At 64.7% G+C, this 14,727-nt stretch carries 17 protein-coding genes and 1 tRNA gene; 8 read left to right on the forward strand and 10 right to left on the reverse strand.

The window, feature by feature from the left end; all coding sequences use genetic code 11:
* Positions 1–43 precede the first annotated feature (43 nt).
* Positions 44–119 (forward strand) — tRNA-Lys (locus QX048_RS25280).
* A 133-nt stretch (positions 120–252) separates the two neighbouring features.
* Here QX048_RS25280 and QX048_RS25285 read toward each other — a convergent pair.
* On the reverse strand, positions 253–432 hold the full coding sequence (locus QX048_RS25285; RefSeq protein ID WP_315826925.1) for a hypothetical protein: 180 nt from the start codon (positions 430–432) through the stop codon (positions 253–255).
* A 159-nt stretch (positions 433–591) separates the two neighbouring features.
* On the opposite strand from QX048_RS25285, the gene QX048_RS25290 reads away from it, so the two are divergent.
* Complete coding sequence (locus QX048_RS25290; RefSeq protein ID WP_316200769.1) at positions 592–1,755, forward strand: TylF/MycF/NovP-related O-methyltransferase; 1,164 nt, start codon at positions 592–594, stop codon at positions 1,753–1,755.
* Between the two features lie 694 nt (positions 1,756–2,449).
* On the opposite strand, the gene QX048_RS25295 is transcribed toward QX048_RS25290, so the two are convergent.
* From QX048_RS25295 to QX048_RS25305, 3 genes are all read right to left on the reverse strand, one after another.
* Positions 2,450–3,085, reverse strand: a complete 636-nt coding sequence (locus QX048_RS25295; protein WP_316200768.1) for a hypothetical protein — start codon at positions 3,083–3,085, stop codon at positions 2,450–2,452.
* A gap of 312 nt (positions 3,086–3,397) precedes the next feature.
* Positions 3,398–3,703 carry a hypothetical protein gene (locus QX048_RS25300; protein WP_315712035.1) on the reverse strand — a complete coding sequence of 102 codons (306 nt, stop codon included), beginning with the start codon at positions 3,701–3,703 and terminating at the stop codon, positions 3,398–3,400.
* Positions 3,704–4,144: 441 nt separating this feature from the next.
* The gene (locus tag QX048_RS25305) at positions 4,145–4,705 is read right to left on the reverse strand and encodes a hypothetical protein (RefSeq protein ID WP_316200767.1); all 561 of its coding nucleotides are present in this window, start codon (positions 4,703–4,705) and stop codon (positions 4,145–4,147) included.
* 1,045 nt (positions 4,706–5,750) lie between these two features.
* On the opposite strand from QX048_RS25305, the gene QX048_RS25310 reads away from it, so the two are divergent.
* Both QX048_RS25310 and QX048_RS25315 read left to right on the forward strand, forming a co-directional pair.
* On the forward strand, positions 5,751–6,047 hold the full coding sequence (locus QX048_RS25310; protein WP_316200766.1) for a hypothetical protein: 297 nt from the start codon (positions 5,751–5,753) through the stop codon (positions 6,045–6,047).
* Between the two features lie 123 nt (positions 6,048–6,170).
* Positions 6,171–6,791: a LysE family translocator gene (locus tag QX048_RS25315; RefSeq protein ID WP_316200765.1), complete on the forward strand. Its 621-nt coding sequence runs from the start codon at positions 6,171–6,173 to the stop codon at positions 6,789–6,791.
* Between the two features lie 342 nt (positions 6,792–7,133).
* On the opposite strand, the gene QX048_RS25320 is transcribed toward QX048_RS25315, so the two are convergent.
* Complete coding sequence (locus QX048_RS25320; RefSeq protein ID WP_316200764.1) at positions 7,134–8,771, reverse strand: isocitrate lyase; 1,638 nt, start codon at positions 8,769–8,771, stop codon at positions 7,134–7,136.
* A 144-nt stretch (positions 8,772–8,915) separates the two neighbouring features.
* Here QX048_RS25320 and QX048_RS25325 point away from each other — a divergent pair, with 144 nt between their 5' ends.
* The 4 genes from QX048_RS25325 to QX048_RS25340 all read left to right on the forward strand — a co-directional run bounded on the left by QX048_RS25325 (position 8,916) and on the right by QX048_RS25340 (position 12,039).
* The gene (locus QX048_RS25325) at positions 8,916–10,391 is read left to right on the forward strand and encodes a short-chain fatty acyl-CoA regulator family protein (protein ID WP_315826916.1); all 1,476 of its coding nucleotides are present in this window, start codon (positions 8,916–8,918) and stop codon (positions 10,389–10,391) included.
* Between the two features lie 158 nt (positions 10,392–10,549).
* Complete coding sequence (locus tag QX048_RS25330; RefSeq protein WP_316170498.1) at positions 10,550–10,960, forward strand: hypothetical protein; 411 nt, start codon at positions 10,550–10,552, stop codon at positions 10,958–10,960.
* Between the two features lie 141 nt (positions 10,961–11,101).
* Entirely contained in the window at positions 11,102–11,515 is a 414-nt protein-coding gene (locus QX048_RS25335) for a response regulator (RefSeq protein ID WP_315712626.1), read from the forward strand.
* Between the two features lie 95 nt (positions 11,516–11,610).
* Positions 11,611–12,039 (forward strand): group II truncated hemoglobin, encoded by a 429-nt coding sequence (locus QX048_RS25340; RefSeq protein ID WP_316200763.1) that lies wholly within the window; start codon positions 11,611–11,613, stop codon positions 12,037–12,039.
* 12 nt (positions 12,040–12,051) lie between these two features.
* On the opposite strand, the gene QX048_RS25345 is transcribed toward QX048_RS25340, so the two are convergent.
* The 5 genes from QX048_RS25345 to QX048_RS25365 all read right to left on the reverse strand — a co-directional run bounded on the left by QX048_RS25345 (position 12,052) and on the right by QX048_RS25365 (position 14,424).
* Positions 12,052–12,246, reverse strand: coding sequence for a hypothetical protein (locus QX048_RS25345; RefSeq protein ID WP_315712046.1), 195 nt, complete (start codon positions 12,244–12,246; stop codon positions 12,052–12,054).
* Positions 12,247–12,293: 47 nt separating this feature from the next.
* The gene (locus QX048_RS25350; RefSeq protein WP_315712048.1) at positions 12,294–12,680 is read right to left on the reverse strand and encodes an NUDIX hydrolase; all 387 of its coding nucleotides are present in this window, start codon (positions 12,678–12,680) and stop codon (positions 12,294–12,296) included.
* A 152-nt stretch (positions 12,681–12,832) separates the two neighbouring features.
* On the reverse strand, positions 12,833–13,717 hold the full coding sequence (locus tag QX048_RS25355; protein ID WP_409999247.1) for a hypothetical protein: 885 nt from the start codon (positions 13,715–13,717) through the stop codon (positions 12,833–12,835).
* A gap of 279 nt (positions 13,718–13,996) precedes the next feature.
* A complete protein-coding gene (locus tag QX048_RS25360) occupies positions 13,997–14,134 on the reverse strand; it encodes a hypothetical protein (RefSeq protein WP_315826914.1) in 138 nt (45 codons plus the stop codon).
* 44 nt (positions 14,135–14,178) lie between these two features.
* On the reverse strand, positions 14,179–14,424 hold the full coding sequence (locus tag QX048_RS25365) for a hypothetical protein (RefSeq protein ID WP_315712050.1): 246 nt from the start codon (positions 14,422–14,424) through the stop codon (positions 14,179–14,181).
* Between the last annotated feature and the right edge of the window lie 303 nt (positions 14,425–14,727).

Consider the following 14,727-nt stretch of genomic DNA (forward strand, 5'->3'; position numbering starts at 1 on the left):
TCCGGACCGTGACGGCCCTGCCGTCGCACCGCTTCTTGGAAGCGAGCGCGTAGCTCAGCCGGTAGAGCACGTGACTTTTAATCATGGGGTCCCGGGTTCGAGTCCCGGCGCGCTCACCAAGATCCCGAACGATCGAATAGTCAGCCTGGCAGACGCCTCCCTTGGCCACGTCGGAACATCGGTAAGACGATGCGTGGCCTCGATCGCCCGTAAGCGGCGGGCTGGAGATGGGTCTCGATCGCAAACTCGATTTCATATTCGATGAGTCGAACGCCCTCGATCCTCACGCGGCTTTGGATCCTCAGTCATTTCCTTGGCTACGATGCTCGTGCGAACCTGGCGAGACGTCTCCATGATCTCTTCCACCAAGGCGATGTCACGAAGAAGCTGCCCGATCACCGCGCGTCCGCTCTCGCGCGTCAGCTCGATCATGTCCGCACCTCCGCGTCTGCCGAAATTGCAGTCTGCGCAAGCAGGGTGCTAAGGTCGACAACCAAAGGCATCGCAAGTCATTTTCATCGAATTCCAGTAAGGCCTTTTTGGCAAGGCGTTCGCGCCAGTGGAGCCAGCATGTCTGCAAGCTATGGCGCCGTGATCAACCGGCTGCTCAACGGCGTCGGCTTCCAACTCATTCGCCAATCGACGCTCCATCAGCTGGTCTCGTCGGCCCGCAATGGACATGCAAGCGAGCAGGACAACGAGGCAGGACCGAACGACGTCGTCGAACTCGATCCCGCGCGATCGGGCAACGAAGGTGAGGATCAGGTCCCAACGGATTCGCAAGCCAGCGAACCGACGGAGACGGTATCGGCCAGCTATCTCCAGAACCTGCAGCGCGAGAGTTTGGCGCTTCGTGAGATGTCGACCGAGCTCATCAAGCTCAAGCTGCAGCTGGCCGGAGCGAACGACGGCACCAACACGAGCGAGCCCTCGACTCCGGACGTTGCCGGCCCCCGGCTCTACACGCCCGTATACGACTACGCGGGACTGCGGACCGATCCCGCGATCGTGCACAACCATGACTTCATGCGGGATCCCCGCTTCGTCGCCGCCTACGAACGTGGCGCCGCCGCCGAGGGCTATGAGCCTCGCTATTTCTGGCGGACGCATGTTGCACTGTGGTGCGCCAGCATCGGCGTCAGCCTTGGCGGCGATTTCGTCGAATGCGGCGTCTGTCGCGGCATGCTCAGCTCTTCAATCATGCACTATCTCGACTGGAACACCCTCCAACGTCGATTTTTCCTGTTTGATACGTTTACCGGTGTCGACGAGCGCCTCGTCACCGATGAAGAGGTCGCAAGCGGCAACCTCGGCTACTTCAGAGAGATGTACAAGACCGACATCTATGAGGATACCGTTCGCAACTTCTCCGAATACAACAACGTCGAAATCATCCGTGGCAGTGTCCCATCGAGCCTGTCGACCGTCGACATCAATGCCGTCGCATATCTGTCGATCGACATGAACAACGTCACGCCCGAGCTCGCGGCCATCGACCACTTCTGGAGCAAGCTCCAGCCGGGCGCCCCGGTTCTGCTCGACGATTATGGTTTCGTTCGCTACGAGGCCCAGAAGCGTGCGTTCGACGCTTGGGCCTCTCAGCATGGCGTCGCCATTCTCGCGCTTCCCACAGGACAAGGCCTGATCATCAAGCCGCCACCGGCGCCGGGGGCTGTGCGCCGGAAGCGGCGCCACATAGCTCCATTTTTGCGCACCGCCACGGTGAAGCGGTTTTTTGGGATGACGACGGCGTAAGGTTGTCCACATGCCGACTGGCTTGTTCGGCCAATCCAAGGCACAATCGAACGTTGCAGTCCTTGATTTATTGCCGGGGCGCTTCGATGAATTGGGCAAGAACAGTCGTCGCGATTCCATTGGCTGCCATTCGAATTACGGTGACAGTGCAGAATATTAGCCGTCGCCTTCACCCAGCTAATTAGCGCACTGTCACCGTAATCCAAAGCCGATCATGTCGCGCAGAAGATCGGCGTCTGGGGCCTTCTCCACGAGCACGCAAAGGTTCATCATCTCGTCGGTCATCGGTGGTTCCTCGAATCAGGTCGGTGTCGGCAACCCGACGGCCCTACCGGGCAATCGCCGGTAACCACCGCAAGGCCGTCCACACGCTACGGCGCAATTGGAATGCGCGCGGGCGGACGGCTTTGCTCTACCGAGTTACACCACGCCCTGGGACACGACCCGATATCCTTTTAGCACATGCCCGCAAGGACGCGGCGGAAGCCCTCGCCAATAGCCGCACGCTGTTGAGGGAAGTTCGCAGGCTCACGAGCACGCTCGATGAAATCAACCGCGTGCTGTTTTGGTTGCTGCCGGCCTACCTGCTCTGGAGTTGGTGGAAGTCCGGCTTCGCTCTTTGGTGGCAGTGAGCGGCTGCACGGATTTCCGGTGCAACCATTCGACGGCGATCAGCGGCGACCGCCCGGCCGGATCATGTGCGGCTTCCGACATCGAGGACCGCAATGACATTCCAGCGCACGATCAATTCCTTAATGGACCGCTGCGGCAGAACATCTTCCATTCCACGTACGAGCCGTTGATCTTCGTCCTTAAGTCGCTCAAATGCAACATCCGCTTGACGCAGACTACGAGCGACTAGCCGTGCCACGGCGCGCAAGTCCCTGCGTTTCTGGTCGTCCCGCAGGGTATCCCAGCCCGCCGTCAGCGAACGAGTTGCGTCGCGGGACCCCTTCATGAGGCCATAGCATGCCGCAATGGGACCGACCACAGACTGGTCCAACGAGCCTAGGTTGGCGGTATTCGCCTCAAATATTCTGAAATAGTTTTCCGTGCTCACACCGCTCTTTGCCCACTCCGGGCTGAGTTCCGTCGGGTTTTTGATTAGCAATTCGATTTCATCGGCCAACCCCCTACTTTCGATCACAGCTACGAAAGAAAAAATCTCGGCAAAAAGCATGCGTCGAAGCGCGGCGCTCGTTCGGCGCTCATCAAGCCTCCTGCCGACAATCCCCAAGACGCCTGCACCAACAGCCCCCAACACGGCCCCGACGACAGCTGCAACGACATCTGGATGAAGCACGACTGCGAGTGAGCCCGGATCAGCCATTTGTGGAATGCTCCATAGGTCAAAGACGCCAAGCTACAAACTAGACGGCCATTGCAAATATCCACCTGCCCATTGCCGCCTCACCACATTCGAAACGTCCCACTTCCACGCTTGGAAACCAAACACCATCCTCTGGTCGTGTGATTGCGTTATATCAATCTGTGGTGTAATTCTGCCCGCACCGGGCGGCACGGTGCTTGATGCCGAGCCTGTCGAGGCGCAATGGTTCGGCTATCCTGCGGACGAGGTTACGGTGACAGTGCACTAAACTTCCATCGACGTCAGGTAACGCGGCCGCACTGCCTTAGCCCCTCACCCGCTCACTGCAAACCCAAGCACCAGCTGCTTCGGGCTCTGCTTGAATTCCTTGATCACCGCGGCCCGGACCTTCTCCGACAGCTCCGGCAGCGGCTTGGCGGTGTAGAGCTTGGGGAAGGTCACCATGACCGACGTCAGCGTGCCGTTGTTCCAGTTGAAGCCGACTGCGGGACGCACGCCGGTTTCGGCGAGGAGGTCGGCTTCGACAGCCCGGCTGTAGGCAAGTCCGTTTTGAACGGCGTCGACCATCCCGCAGCCGGCGAGGCATGCGATCAGGGGGATCAGCGCGAGGGCTCTCATGGTCGTCCACTCCAGGGTTCAGTGTCCGGCGACGCGCCGTCGCCACGCGTGGCGCCTGCCGAGGTTGCAGCGGCCGGCCAGCATGAAATGCGGCCACGGCCGGATCATGGCGCGACGGCGCAACGTTTTCCAGCGTGACGCGCCGGGACAGGTTAGACTGGCGTGAGCCATCCATGAAGGCAGACAATCGTCAGGCATTGGCGTGCATGGTGCTGATCGCTGTCCTGATGGTCGCGCTCCTGTCGACCAAGTATCAAGTATGACGACTGCCGGTGGCGCGGACAGTCCGAGACCGAGTGCTTGCGGCAGGCCCGGGGACTGCCTCCGGTCGGGCGGCCTTGAGCGAGAAATCCCGTGCGCTAAATTGACCTCGCTACTTGGCGCGGCAGTTTCATGCACTGTCACCGCAACCGTAACCGCCAATGACGAAAGATCCGTCCCTTACCCGCCGGGGGCATCGGCCTCCAGCACGACCTTCGCCACGGGATAACGCCAGTCGTTCTTCGTGTTGTCGGCGGCGGCATCGATGCCTGCCACGATGACCGCACCAAGGATCCCGCCATTGACGCCGCTGGCCAGACGAGCCTGGCGCGTCGCATCGAACGGCGCGACCGTGATCATCCGCTTCTGATAGCCGGGCTTCTGGCAGGTCACGGCAAGCGTGCTCGACTGTCCGCGATAGAGCGGCACGCGCACCTTCGCGGGGCTCGTCATGGTTGCGCTGAAACCGGAGGCTTCCAGCGAGCATGAGGCCCCGGCCATCTCGACCTCGCCTCCTCCGCCGGGATTGTGAAAAGTCCGCACTTCCACAAGCTGGTCACCCGCGAACTCGGGCACGCTTGCGTCGGTTCGGCGCTTCGGCTCGTAGACGTCAATTCCTCGGCTGCCCGTGCTGGACCTGATGTCGGTCACATTGTTGACCGCAAGCGGCGCAGCACACCCGCCAAGACACGCCCCTCCGACGATGGCCAGCCAGGTGGCCATCCAACGCAAATAGTCCATTTGAGCCCCCACAGCACCCCTACTGTTGTTGACTAGCGGTAGCAGGGGCCGATCTGGGGAACAATAGCCGCAACCTCAGGGGGAATAGAAACAACTAACAAAAAGCCGGCTTCGTTGCGGGCCGGCCACATGCGCTGTCGTCCCGGCACGCAATGCTCGCATGAGTTGCAGTGGTCGTTGGGCCTTCATGGGGCAGCTTCTTGGGACAGACACCGGATCATGGCGCGACGGCCCTGCGCTTTCCAGCAGCGTTGCCGTGAGGATGCGCGGAAAAACTCATTTCATCAGGTCCTTCAAGGCGATCACCCCTGTCCAGTCCCTCCGCCAAAAATATTCGACTTCACTTTTTCCGAATTTCATGGTTGACTGTCCCCATCCCGTGCTCCTCGAGAGGGGCGGATCGCGATCGTCACGGACGTTGGGCGCGGGATGCGGTGGCCGCAGGCGGGTCGCAGCGTGCTTGAGGCGCGCGGACGAACGACTCCGTGCGGACGTGAAATCGCGTGGTCCTGGCGCCCCGAAGCTGGCGCCAAGTCCTCCGGGGAATGATGACCCCGAGGGCGACGGTGGCTATCAAGCCGGACACCGGGGAGATCGCGTATAAGCGTGAAGACCATCGCGCGGGGAATGCCGGGTTGATCCGGCTGAACCTGTGGTGACTGCCGCCTGCTTTTTCTTCTGCAGGCGGGCCATGGGTGAGGCCCTCACCCGGCATTCCCCGCGCCCTCTGTTTCATGGGGGCGAGACGACCGGCACAGCTCGGGCGCGCAAGGCGTCGCGATGACGGTCGAACACGTCCCCTGCCCCGCCCCCCCCTGCAACGTGATGAGGTTCAGATGATCAGGCCGATAGGTCGTCATGCGGCGGGACTGAGCGACGTCGCCCGTTGCGTCCCTGCGGTGCGGACACGCGCGGCTTGCAATCACCGGCTGCCGGGAGTGCGCGCACGAACAGCAACAAGATCTTACATGGCGACATCCGACCTGCGCAAAAGCGCCGCGTCCGCGGCGTGTGTTCGCATGTGTGGCCGCACCCGATCGAACCGATGGCGATCGTCGCGGTGCAGCCGCGATCGCGTCAACCGTATCGTGAGGAAGTCCCGATGTCGTCACCCACGCAAACAGGACGGCGGGCCATGCTCGTCCTGCTCGCCGTTCTCCTCCTCGGCAACATCGCCGCCATCATCGCCTGGCCTTCGCATTGCGGCACGAGCCCACGGCTCACGATCGGCGGGGTCATGCTCGCCGGCTGCGGCGAGGCCGACGCCGCCGGCCCTCGCCTCGAGGCGATGCAGCGGCCGCATCGGGCGTCCGAGCCGGTTGAAATGGCGAGGGCTCCCTGACATCGTGGCCATCACCCGTGTTCAGCGATCAGCAGCCCGCCGAGATCGAGCGCGGCGACGCGCTGAGGCTGCTGCCGCGCCTTGCGGGCTGATGCGCCTCGTCTCGCCCAAGGAGCTTCCCCGATGTCCACCGCCTTCCTCTTGACCTCGCTGATCGTGGTGGCCTCGCCCGGCACCGGCGTGCTCTACACGCTCGCGGTGGCGCTGACGAAGGGGTCGCGGATGAGCGTGGCCGCGGCGTTCGGCTGCACGCTCGGCATCATCCCGGCGATGCTCGCTGCGATCATCGGGCTTGCCGCCGTGCTGCACACCAGCGCGCTGGCCTTCGCCGCGCTGAAATGGTGTGGCGTTGCCTATCTTCTCTACATGGCCTGGCAGACGCTCGGCGAACGCGGCGCGCTCTCCGTGGAAGCCAAAGACGCCAAGGATGAGGTGCGCTCGGCTGGGCGCGTGGTACTGACCGGCTTTCTGATCAACATCCTCAATCCCAAGCTGTCGATCTTCTTCCTCGCCTTCCTGCCGCAGTTCATCGCCGCCGACGAAGTGCATCCGCTCGCCGCCATGCTCGAGCTGTCGGGCACGTTCATGGCGATGACGTTTGCAGTGTTCGTGGTCTACGGGCTGTTCGCCTCGGCGGTGCGCGATCGCGTCGTCAGCCGCCCCCGGGTGATGGCGTGGCTGCGCCGGGCGTTCGCCGGCGGCTTCGCACTGCTCGGCGCGCGGCTGGCGCTGAGCGAGCGCTGAGGTGGTCGCGCTGGGGCGAAGCGGTCGCGGATGACGAGACAATCCTCAGCCACACGAAGTTGGTCAATTTGTTACTCGTCATGCCCGGGCTTGTCCCGCCTGCGCGGCCGAAGCCGCTTCGGCGCGGCGAAGGCCCGGGCATCCATGGCGTTCCAAGGGCGCCGATCGACGTGGATGGCCGGCACAAGCCCGGCCATGACGGTGTGGAGGGAGTGCGCCACAAACCTTAAGCCGCGTACGCGACCGCACTCCGCCGTTAGGCGTACCATCAAAAAGCGAAACCCGCCTGAAGCCATTGGCTCCAGACGGGTCTCATCAGTTCAGCAGTTCACCCGGCAGAGATCAGCCGAACTGGTTCATCGTGTTGTGCGCGCCGCCGGCCTTCAGGGCCTTCTCGCCAGCAAAGTACTCCTTGTGGTCATCGCCGATGTCGGAGCCGGCCATGTTCTGGTGCTTGACGCAGGCGATGCCCTGGCGGATCTCGGCGCGCTGGACGTTCTTGACGTAGCCCAGCATGCCCTGCTCGCCGAAGTACTCGCGGGCGAGGTTGTCGGTCGAGAGCGCGGCCGTGTGGTAGGTCGGCAGCGTGATCAGGTGGTGGAAGATGCCGGCGCGCTTGGCCGAATCCGCCTGGAAGGTGCGGATGCGCTCGTCGGCTTCCTTCGCCAGCGGGGTGTCGTCGTACTCCGCCTTCATCAGCTCGGCGCGGTTGTACTTGCTGACGTCCTGGCCCGCCTCCTTCATCGCGTCATAGACCTGCCAACGGAAGTTGAGGGTCCAGTTGAACGACGGCGAGTTGTTGTAGGCCAGCTTGGCGTTCGGGATCACCTTGCGGATGCGGTCGACCATCTTGGCGATCTGCTCGATATGCGGCTTCTCGGTCTCGATCCACAACAGGTCGGCGCCGTTCTGCAGCGAGGTGATGCAGTCGAGCACGCAACGGTCCTCACCGGTGCCGGGACGGAACTGGTAGAGGTTGGAGGGCAGCCGCTTCGGACGCATCATCTTGCCGTCGCGGTTGATGATGACGTCGCCGTTGCGGGCGTTCTCGGGCGTGACCTCCTCGCAGTCGAGGAAGCTGTTGTACTGGTCGCCGAGATCGCCGGGCTGGCTCGAGAAGGCGATCTGCTGCGTCAGGCCGGCGCCGAGCGAGTCGGTGCGGGTGACGATGATGCCGTCCTCGACGCCGAGCTCCAGGAAGGCGTGGCGGCAGGCGCGGATCTTGGCCAGGAAGACGTCATGCGGCACGGTGACCTTGCCGTCCTGATGGCCGCACTGCTTCTCGTCGGAGACCTGGTTCTCGATCTGCAGCGCGCAGGCGCCCGCCTCGATCATCTTCTTGGCGAGCAGATAGGTCGCCTCGGCATTGCCGAAGCCGGCATCGATGTCGGCGATCACAGGGACGACGTGGGTCTGGAAGCCGTCGATCTTGGCGATGATCTCGGTCTCCTTCGCCTTGTCGCCGGCCTTGCGGGCCGCGTCGAGGCTGCGGAACAGGTCATTGAGCTCGCGCGAGTCGGCCTGGCGCAGGAAGGTGTAGAGCTCCTCGATCAGCGCGGGCACCGAGGTCTTCTCGTGCATCGACTGGTCCGGCAGCGGGCCGAACTCGGAGCGCAGCGCCGCGATCATCCAGCCCGAGAGATAGAGGTAGCGGCGGTCGGTCTTGCCGAAATGCTTCTTGATCGAGATCAGCTTCTGCTGCGCGATGAAGCCATGCCAGCAGCCCAGCGACTGGGTGTACTTGGTGCTATCATTGTCATAGGCGGCCATGTCGGCGCGCATCACGGCCGCGGTGTAGCGGGCGACGTCGAGGCCGGTCCTGAAGCGGTTCTGCAGGCGCATGCGCGCCACGGCTTCGGCGGTGACGCCGTTCCAGGTCGGGTTGGTCTCGAGCAGCGCACGCGCCGCCTCGACCTCGGCCTGGTAGGACGAGGGGCCCTGGAGAGCCTGGTCGTTCAGTCCACGCGGTTGAAAGTTCATGTCCGTGATCCCTTGGTTAAGGACAACCTGGGACCTGTTGTAAGCACCCGGCGCGAGCGGACCAGACATTGCGCGGAAAACTTGTCACACTTTACAAACCTCTCGTGTATAGCTGTAAGGAGATTACAAAACCGGGATTTGGCCATGACCACCGCCACGGCACGATCGATCTTCATGGGCCCGCGCCTGCGCCGGCTCCGGCGCGAGCTCGGCCTGACCCAGGCCGACATGGCCGCGGACCTCGAAATCTCAGCGCCTTACGTGGCGCTCCTGGAGCGGAACCAGAGGCCGGTGACGGCCGACATGCTGCTGCGGCTGGCGCGGACCTACAAGATCGACCTCGCCGATCTCGCCGGCGACGGCGGCGCCGACCACACCGCGCGGATGCAGTCGGTCCTCAAGGACCCGATGTTCTCCGACATCGACATCCCCGCGCTGGAGATCAGCGATCTCGCCGTCAGCTATCCCGGCATGACCGAGGCCTTCCTGCGCCTCTACACGGCGTATCGCGAGGAGCAGCTCGCGCTGGCCGAGCAGCGCGCTCCGGTGCCGGCCGGCAGCGCGCCGCGCGTTGGCAATGACGGCTTCGACGCCAACGATCCCGTCGCCGATGTCCGCCGCTTCCTCGCCGCCCGCCGTAACAACTTTGCCCAGCTCGACGATGCCGCCGAGCGGCTGGCGCAGGCCATCTTCCAGGGGGCGCCGACGGGGGCTCCGCAGGTCTCCGCCGGGCCGGCCGGCTTCATCGAGCGCTTTCGCGCCCGGCATAATCTCCAGGTCCGCTACATGCCGCCGAACGTGATGCTCGGCTCGCTCAGGCGGCTCGACCTGCACCGCCGTCAGTTGCTGATCGAGGACTCGCTGGACAGCGCGAGCCTGAAATTCGAGCTCGCCCGGCAGCTCGCTTATCTCGAGCTCGACACCGAAATCGGCGCGGCACTCGAGGATGGCAAGTTCGCCAGCAAGACCGCCGAGCTGCTGGCGCGCCGCGCGCTCGCGGCCTACGCGGCGGCTGCGATCATCATGCCCTATTCGATCTTCGCCAAAGCCGTCGATGCCAGGGCCTACGATCTCGAGGCGCTGGCGCGGCAGTTCGGCACCAGCTTCGAGCAGACGGCGCATCGCGTCACCACCCTGCAGAAGCCGGGCGCGGAGCGGATCCCGTTCTTCCTGATCCGCGTCGATCCCGCCGGCAACGTGTCGAAGCTGCTCGACGGCGCCGGCTTCCCGTTCGCCCGGCATGGCGGCGCCTGCCCGCTGTGGTCGGTGCACGGCATCTTCAAGACGCCGCGCCAGATCGTGACGCAATGGCTGGAGCTGCCGGACGGCCGCCGCTTCTTCTCGATCGCGCGCACGGTGACCGCCGGCGGTGGCTCCTACGGCGCGGTGCGCGTCGAGCGGGCGATTGCGGTCGGCTGCGCCGCCGAGCATGCGGGGCAGCTGATCTATACCCGCGACGGCCACGGGCCTGACGCCGACGCGCCGACGCCGATCGGCGTCGCCTGCCGGGTCTGCCACCGGCCGAAATGCGCGGCACGCTCCGCGCCGCCGATCGGGCGCGAGATCCTGCCGGACGATTTCAGGACGTCGTCGGTTCCGTTCGGGTTTTCGGCGGATTGAGCAGGGGATGGTCGTGGAACCAGGAACTGGTCGGTCCCTGGCCGTGGGCGATAATCCACCGGATCGGGCTGCAAATCGGCGCGGGACGCCATGGCCCTTGACGGAACAGCCATAAACCGGACAAAGATTGCGCCAAAATGTCGCGGCGGAGGTTGGCCATGAGATACGTCGACGGCGTTGTGATGTTCCTCAGCCTGTGGCTGCTGGCATCGATGGTTCTGGACGCCGTGACGCCGCCCGAGCTGAACTTCTACATGATCGGCCCGATCATTGCGCCGGCCGCGATCATCACCGGCTTCCTGTACTGGCTCCGCATCCCCTCGCGCGACTTCGTGCTGGCGTCCGCAGCCATCTGGATGGTCTGCGAGATGACGATGGAGATGGTCACCCCCAAGCCGCTGTCGCCGCTGCTGGCGGTGGCCGCCGTCGCGCCGCTGCTGGTGGCCGGCATCCTTCTGCACGTCCAGCACTGGCGCCAATCGCGCGGCCGCTTGCCACCGCCCGCTTCGGCGCCGCCGACCAATCTGTCGGACTCCTCCCATGCGATGTCGAGCCGGCGGCCGTTCTGAGCCGCGCGACGCCGCGGCAATGGCGGATAGCGTGCAGATTTTCCGTTGTTCTACGGGACCGAATGTTTACGAGGAAATCAGAAACCCCCTCTTAAGTTCCGCGGGTCCATCTGTAGCCGACACACCAGCCGCGCGGGGACCATGCTGAACGAACTTCTCGTGATCGAAGATGCCGACGTTCATCTGTCGATCCTGCGCAAGATCGCCGTGCAGGCAGGCTTTGCGACGACCGGCGTGAACTCGGTCGACGGCGCGATGAGCGTGCTGCGCCGGCGCAATTTCGAATGCATCACGCTCGACCTGAATCTCGGCGAGCGCTCCGGCACCGAGGTGTTGCAGCTGTTGGCGGACATCAAATCCCGCACCCCGGTGCTGATCATCAGCGGCTCCGACGATCAAACCCGCGACGTCACGGTCCGCGCCGGCAAGATCCTCGGCCTGAACGTCTATCCGCCGTTCTCCAAGCCGGTCGACCTCGCTTTGCTCCGACAGACGCTGCGCCAGATCGCCGCCGACACCGACCGGCAGCGCCTCGTCAAAGCCAGCATCCGCTAGCCCGAACGCACGCTCGTTTTCCCGCTTGATCCAGATCAAGGCGCCATACCTCTGCCGCTTGTTGGCTGCAGAGGGGCGAGCGGAAATGAGATGCGATGACGGCAGCGAATTCGGCCAACGAAGCAGAAGCAGTTGTGAACGAGGCGACGCCCTATGAGCTCGTCGGCGGCGAAGCCGGCGTGCGCCGTCTGGCGGAGCGCTTTTACACCATCATGGACCAGGAGCCCGGCGCCAGTCGCATCCGCGCGATGCACGACGCCGATCTCGGTCCGATCAAGCAGTTACTGTTCGAATTTCTCAGTGGATGGCTGGGCGGGCCAGCGCTTTACTTCGAGCGGACCGAACATCGCTGCATCATGTCCGCGCACCGTCCGTATCCGATCGGCGACGCCGAGCGCGACGAGTGGATGACATGCATGCGCCGCGCGATGTTCGATTGCGACATCACCGGCGACATGTATGCGTTGCTGGATCAAGCGTTCCTGCGGATGGCGAACGCGTTCCGGAGCCGCAAGGCGAGCTGACAGGAACGCCCGTCAGCCCGACTTGGTGGCGGCCTCCCGTGCCAGACGCTCGGCCCTGAGCCGCTCGCGGTTGGCGTAAAAGGCCCGCTGGGCCGCCTCGTGATCGCGCATGGCCTGCTCGGCATCAGCCCTGCGGGTGGCGTCACGCGCCCGACGCTCTTCCGGCGTGAGGACGCGAGGCTGTCTGTCTGTGCTATCGTAAGGCATGGGCAGATAACGCCCAAGCGGCCGGGATGTTCCCAGCATACGATGGTTCAGTCCGACTTTCGTGGAAACAGCTGATCGCGGATGTAGCGCGACGTCGGCGTCAGGCTGAGTCCGTAGGGCTTTTGCCACACCGCGCGGTCGATCTCCTTCTTGTCTCCGATCTCCAGGCGCCCTTTGGCATGCTTGGCGATGAAGATGGCGTCGCTCATCTTGCGACCCGAGCGCTTGTTCTTGGCGGTGACTTCCTTCCATAGCCGCAGCCGGCCGAGCTTGAGCTTGGGAAGCTCCTCCTTGATTTCGCGCTTCAGGCAGTCCTTCGCCGTCTCCTGCGCGCGTTTGCGGCCACCCGGAAACATCCAGCGCCCGTCGGCCCGGCGCCGGACCAGGAGAACCCTTCCGCCCTTGGCGGCAACCAGCTTGGACGCCTTGGTCATGGCCCCGGAGCTCTCACCTCTCGAACAGTGACGAACAATGAAGTGGAGTCTATCAAGATTCGCTCCAACTCCCGCTCCGGAGCTTTGCGGAGATTCGGCCAGAGCTCCGCAGCGGCCAACCAAGCTCACTGCAGCGCGACCGTCGGCAGCGCTCAGTAGCAGGAGCGCGGATCGACCGCCACATACTCTCCCGACGGATATCGATAGTAGCAATCGCCCTGCGATAGATAGTAGCCTGGTCGCGCCGCAGCCGTAGCGCCGGCGATCGCGCCGGTGGCACCACCAAGCACGGCGCCCGCCGCGGCACCGCCCGCCTTGCCGGTGAGGATACCGCCGAGCACCCCGCCGATGATCGCGCCCCCGAGCGCGCTGGCGCCCGGATCGACTTCGGCCGGAGGCGGCGCCGGCTCGTAGGCAACCGGCGGGGGCGCCTCGTAGGCCGCCGACGGCGCATAGACCACATCGTCAGCATAGTCCTCCGACACGTAGGTCGGCGGCCCTTCCATGGGCTCGGGATAATAGTACCAGACGCCGCCGACGTCCCACCACCAGCCCGGGCGGCCGTTGTGAACCTCGTGCCGCCATCGGCCACCCTCCCAGCCGACCCGGCCGCGATAAGACTGCCCACCATAGTCGCGCACCGCGACCCGGCCGTGCGCATAACGCGCATCCGGTCCCCGCCCGGCCATCGCCGGACCAGGGCCCGGGCCGTGGCCCGCTGCGAAGCCCTGACCGGCTCCCGGCGGACGTCCCTGAGGGCCAACGGCAGCCCGCGGCGGTGCGCCCGGCTGTGCTCCCTGCGGCTGGCCGGCCATGGGGCCGGCTTGCCGCGGGATCTGGACATGGGGCTGGCCGGCCGGTTGCCCACCCTGGGTCGGCGCTTGGCGAATGACACCCGGCGGGCGGGCCTGGGGCGAATGCCCGGCGCCAGGACCAGCCTGGTCCTGGGTTTGCGCCCAGGCTTGGGCGGGGATCACGACCGCGGTCAGGATCGCGATCGCGGGCAGCCACCGTGTGCTCTGGTTGGACAACGTCATTCTCCCCTACCCTTGATCGCCCGCCGTCTGCGCTGGTTGCCGCGCACGCGGGGTGTGATGCGGATTGATGATCCCGGATCGCCGGCTTCGGCGTGGATGGTCCGGACACACCATAGTTTGCGCGACAAACGGGTAAAATCCCGACGATTTTGCGGCCAAGTCAACCTGCTGCCGTCAACCTGCTGCCGTCAGGTTAACCGAGACGCCGGCTGATTCGCCGCTCCGATCATGCAAACTCGCCGGCGCGGCCTTGCCGATCCGGTACGGGCAGATCGGCGGTCACCGGTCGGGCACGATCACATTGCAGTTGGTTCGTCCCGACATCAGGCAGTCCTGCATCCGGCTTGCGGAGGTCAGGCTGCGGGCCAGCCACAAGCCGAAGGCCACGACGAGCGCCGCGAACACGAGTGCCGCCACGGCGCCACGTCTATCCGGCCCCTGCGTACTCATCGCCGGTGCGCCTAGGCGGCACGCAGGCCAGCGGCCTCACCGTGCGGTTGCTGCTGCTGGCGCGATGCCGGCGAGATCGATTCGATCCGGGTACAGCTCGTCACCCAGAACAGCTGCCCGCATTCCCATTCGGAACCCAGCACACCGGCCGAAACGGGCCTCGGGCGGGCGAGGACCGCCGTCATCACGCATGCGCTGACCACGAGAGCGACGAGCGCGAGGCCGAGCGCCATGCGCCCGCGGCGAACAGAGGTCATGCCGGTCAACTCCGTTGGATGTCGCACCCGGGCGGTGCGCTGGTGCCCGCGAGGCGTGAAGCGACTCACGGCCGGCCGACCTGCGTCAGCGACGGGGATGGTTACATAGCCTCCGGCGAGCGCCATGCAAGCGCCAGGCAGGACGGATGTGGAGGAGCGGCGATAAAGCATTTGTCATCGACGCATGCGATCCTATACACACGGGCTCGCGTCGGCCTCCGCTCGTGTTCACGATCTCGTGGAAGAATTGCCTGGCGGCGCGTGCAGCCCCTGACCGACCACACCCTGATCGAACACCCAAAT

Origin of the sequence: Bradyrhizobium sp. SZCCHNS30572, from assembly GCF_032484415.1 — a bacterium.
Classification (GTDB): domain Bacteria; phylum Pseudomonadota; class Alphaproteobacteria; order Rhizobiales; family Xanthobacteraceae; genus Bradyrhizobium.

Bases quoted from the DNA above. Each gene is read 5' to 3' on its own strand.
- QX048_RS25285 (WP_315826925.1), bottom strand. From the start codon at position 432: ATGATCGAGCTGACGCGCGAGAGCGGACGCGCGGTGATCGGGCAGCTT.
- QX048_RS25295 (WP_316200768.1), bottom strand. From the start codon at position 3,085: ATGGCTGATCCGGGCTCACTCGCAGTCGTGCTTCATCCAGATGTCGTT.
- QX048_RS25300 (WP_315712035.1), bottom strand. From the start codon at position 3,703: ATGAGAGCCCTCGCGCTGATCCCCCTGATCGCATGCCTCGCCGGCTGC.
- QX048_RS25305 (WP_316200767.1), bottom strand. From the start codon at position 4,705: ATGGACTATTTGCGTTGGATGGCCACCTGGCTGGCCATCGTCGGAGGG.
- QX048_RS25310 (WP_316200766.1), top strand. From the start codon at position 5,751: ATGGCGATCGTCGCGGTGCAGCCGCGATCGCGTCAACCGTATCGTGAG.
- QX048_RS25315 (WP_316200765.1), top strand. From the start codon at position 6,171: ATGTCCACCGCCTTCCTCTTGACCTCGCTGATCGTGGTGGCCTCGCCC.
- QX048_RS25320 (WP_316200764.1), bottom strand. From the start codon at position 8,771: ATGAACTTTCAACCGCGTGGACTGAACGACCAGGCTCTCCAGGGCCCC.
- QX048_RS25325 (WP_315826916.1), top strand. From the start codon at position 8,916: ATGACCACCGCCACGGCACGATCGATCTTCATGGGCCCGCGCCTGCGC.
- QX048_RS25330 (WP_316170498.1), top strand. From the start codon at position 10,550: ATGAGATACGTCGACGGCGTTGTGATGTTCCTCAGCCTGTGGCTGCTG.
- QX048_RS25335 (WP_315712626.1), top strand. From the start codon at position 11,102: ATGCTGAACGAACTTCTCGTGATCGAAGATGCCGACGTTCATCTGTCG.
- QX048_RS25340 (WP_316200763.1), top strand. From the start codon at position 11,611: ATGACGGCAGCGAATTCGGCCAACGAAGCAGAAGCAGTTGTGAACGAG.
- QX048_RS25345 (WP_315712046.1), bottom strand. From the start codon at position 12,246: ATGCCTTACGATAGCACAGACAGACAGCCTCGCGTCCTCACGCCGGAA.
- QX048_RS25350 (WP_315712048.1), bottom strand. From the start codon at position 12,680: ATGACCAAGGCGTCCAAGCTGGTTGCCGCCAAGGGCGGAAGGGTTCTC.
- QX048_RS25355 (WP_409999247.1), bottom strand. From the start codon at position 13,717: ATGACGTTGTCCAACCAGAGCACACGGTGGCTGCCCGCGATCGCGATC.
- QX048_RS25365 (WP_315712050.1), bottom strand. From the start codon at position 14,424: ATGACCTCTGTTCGCCGCGGGCGCATGGCGCTCGGCCTCGCGCTCGTC.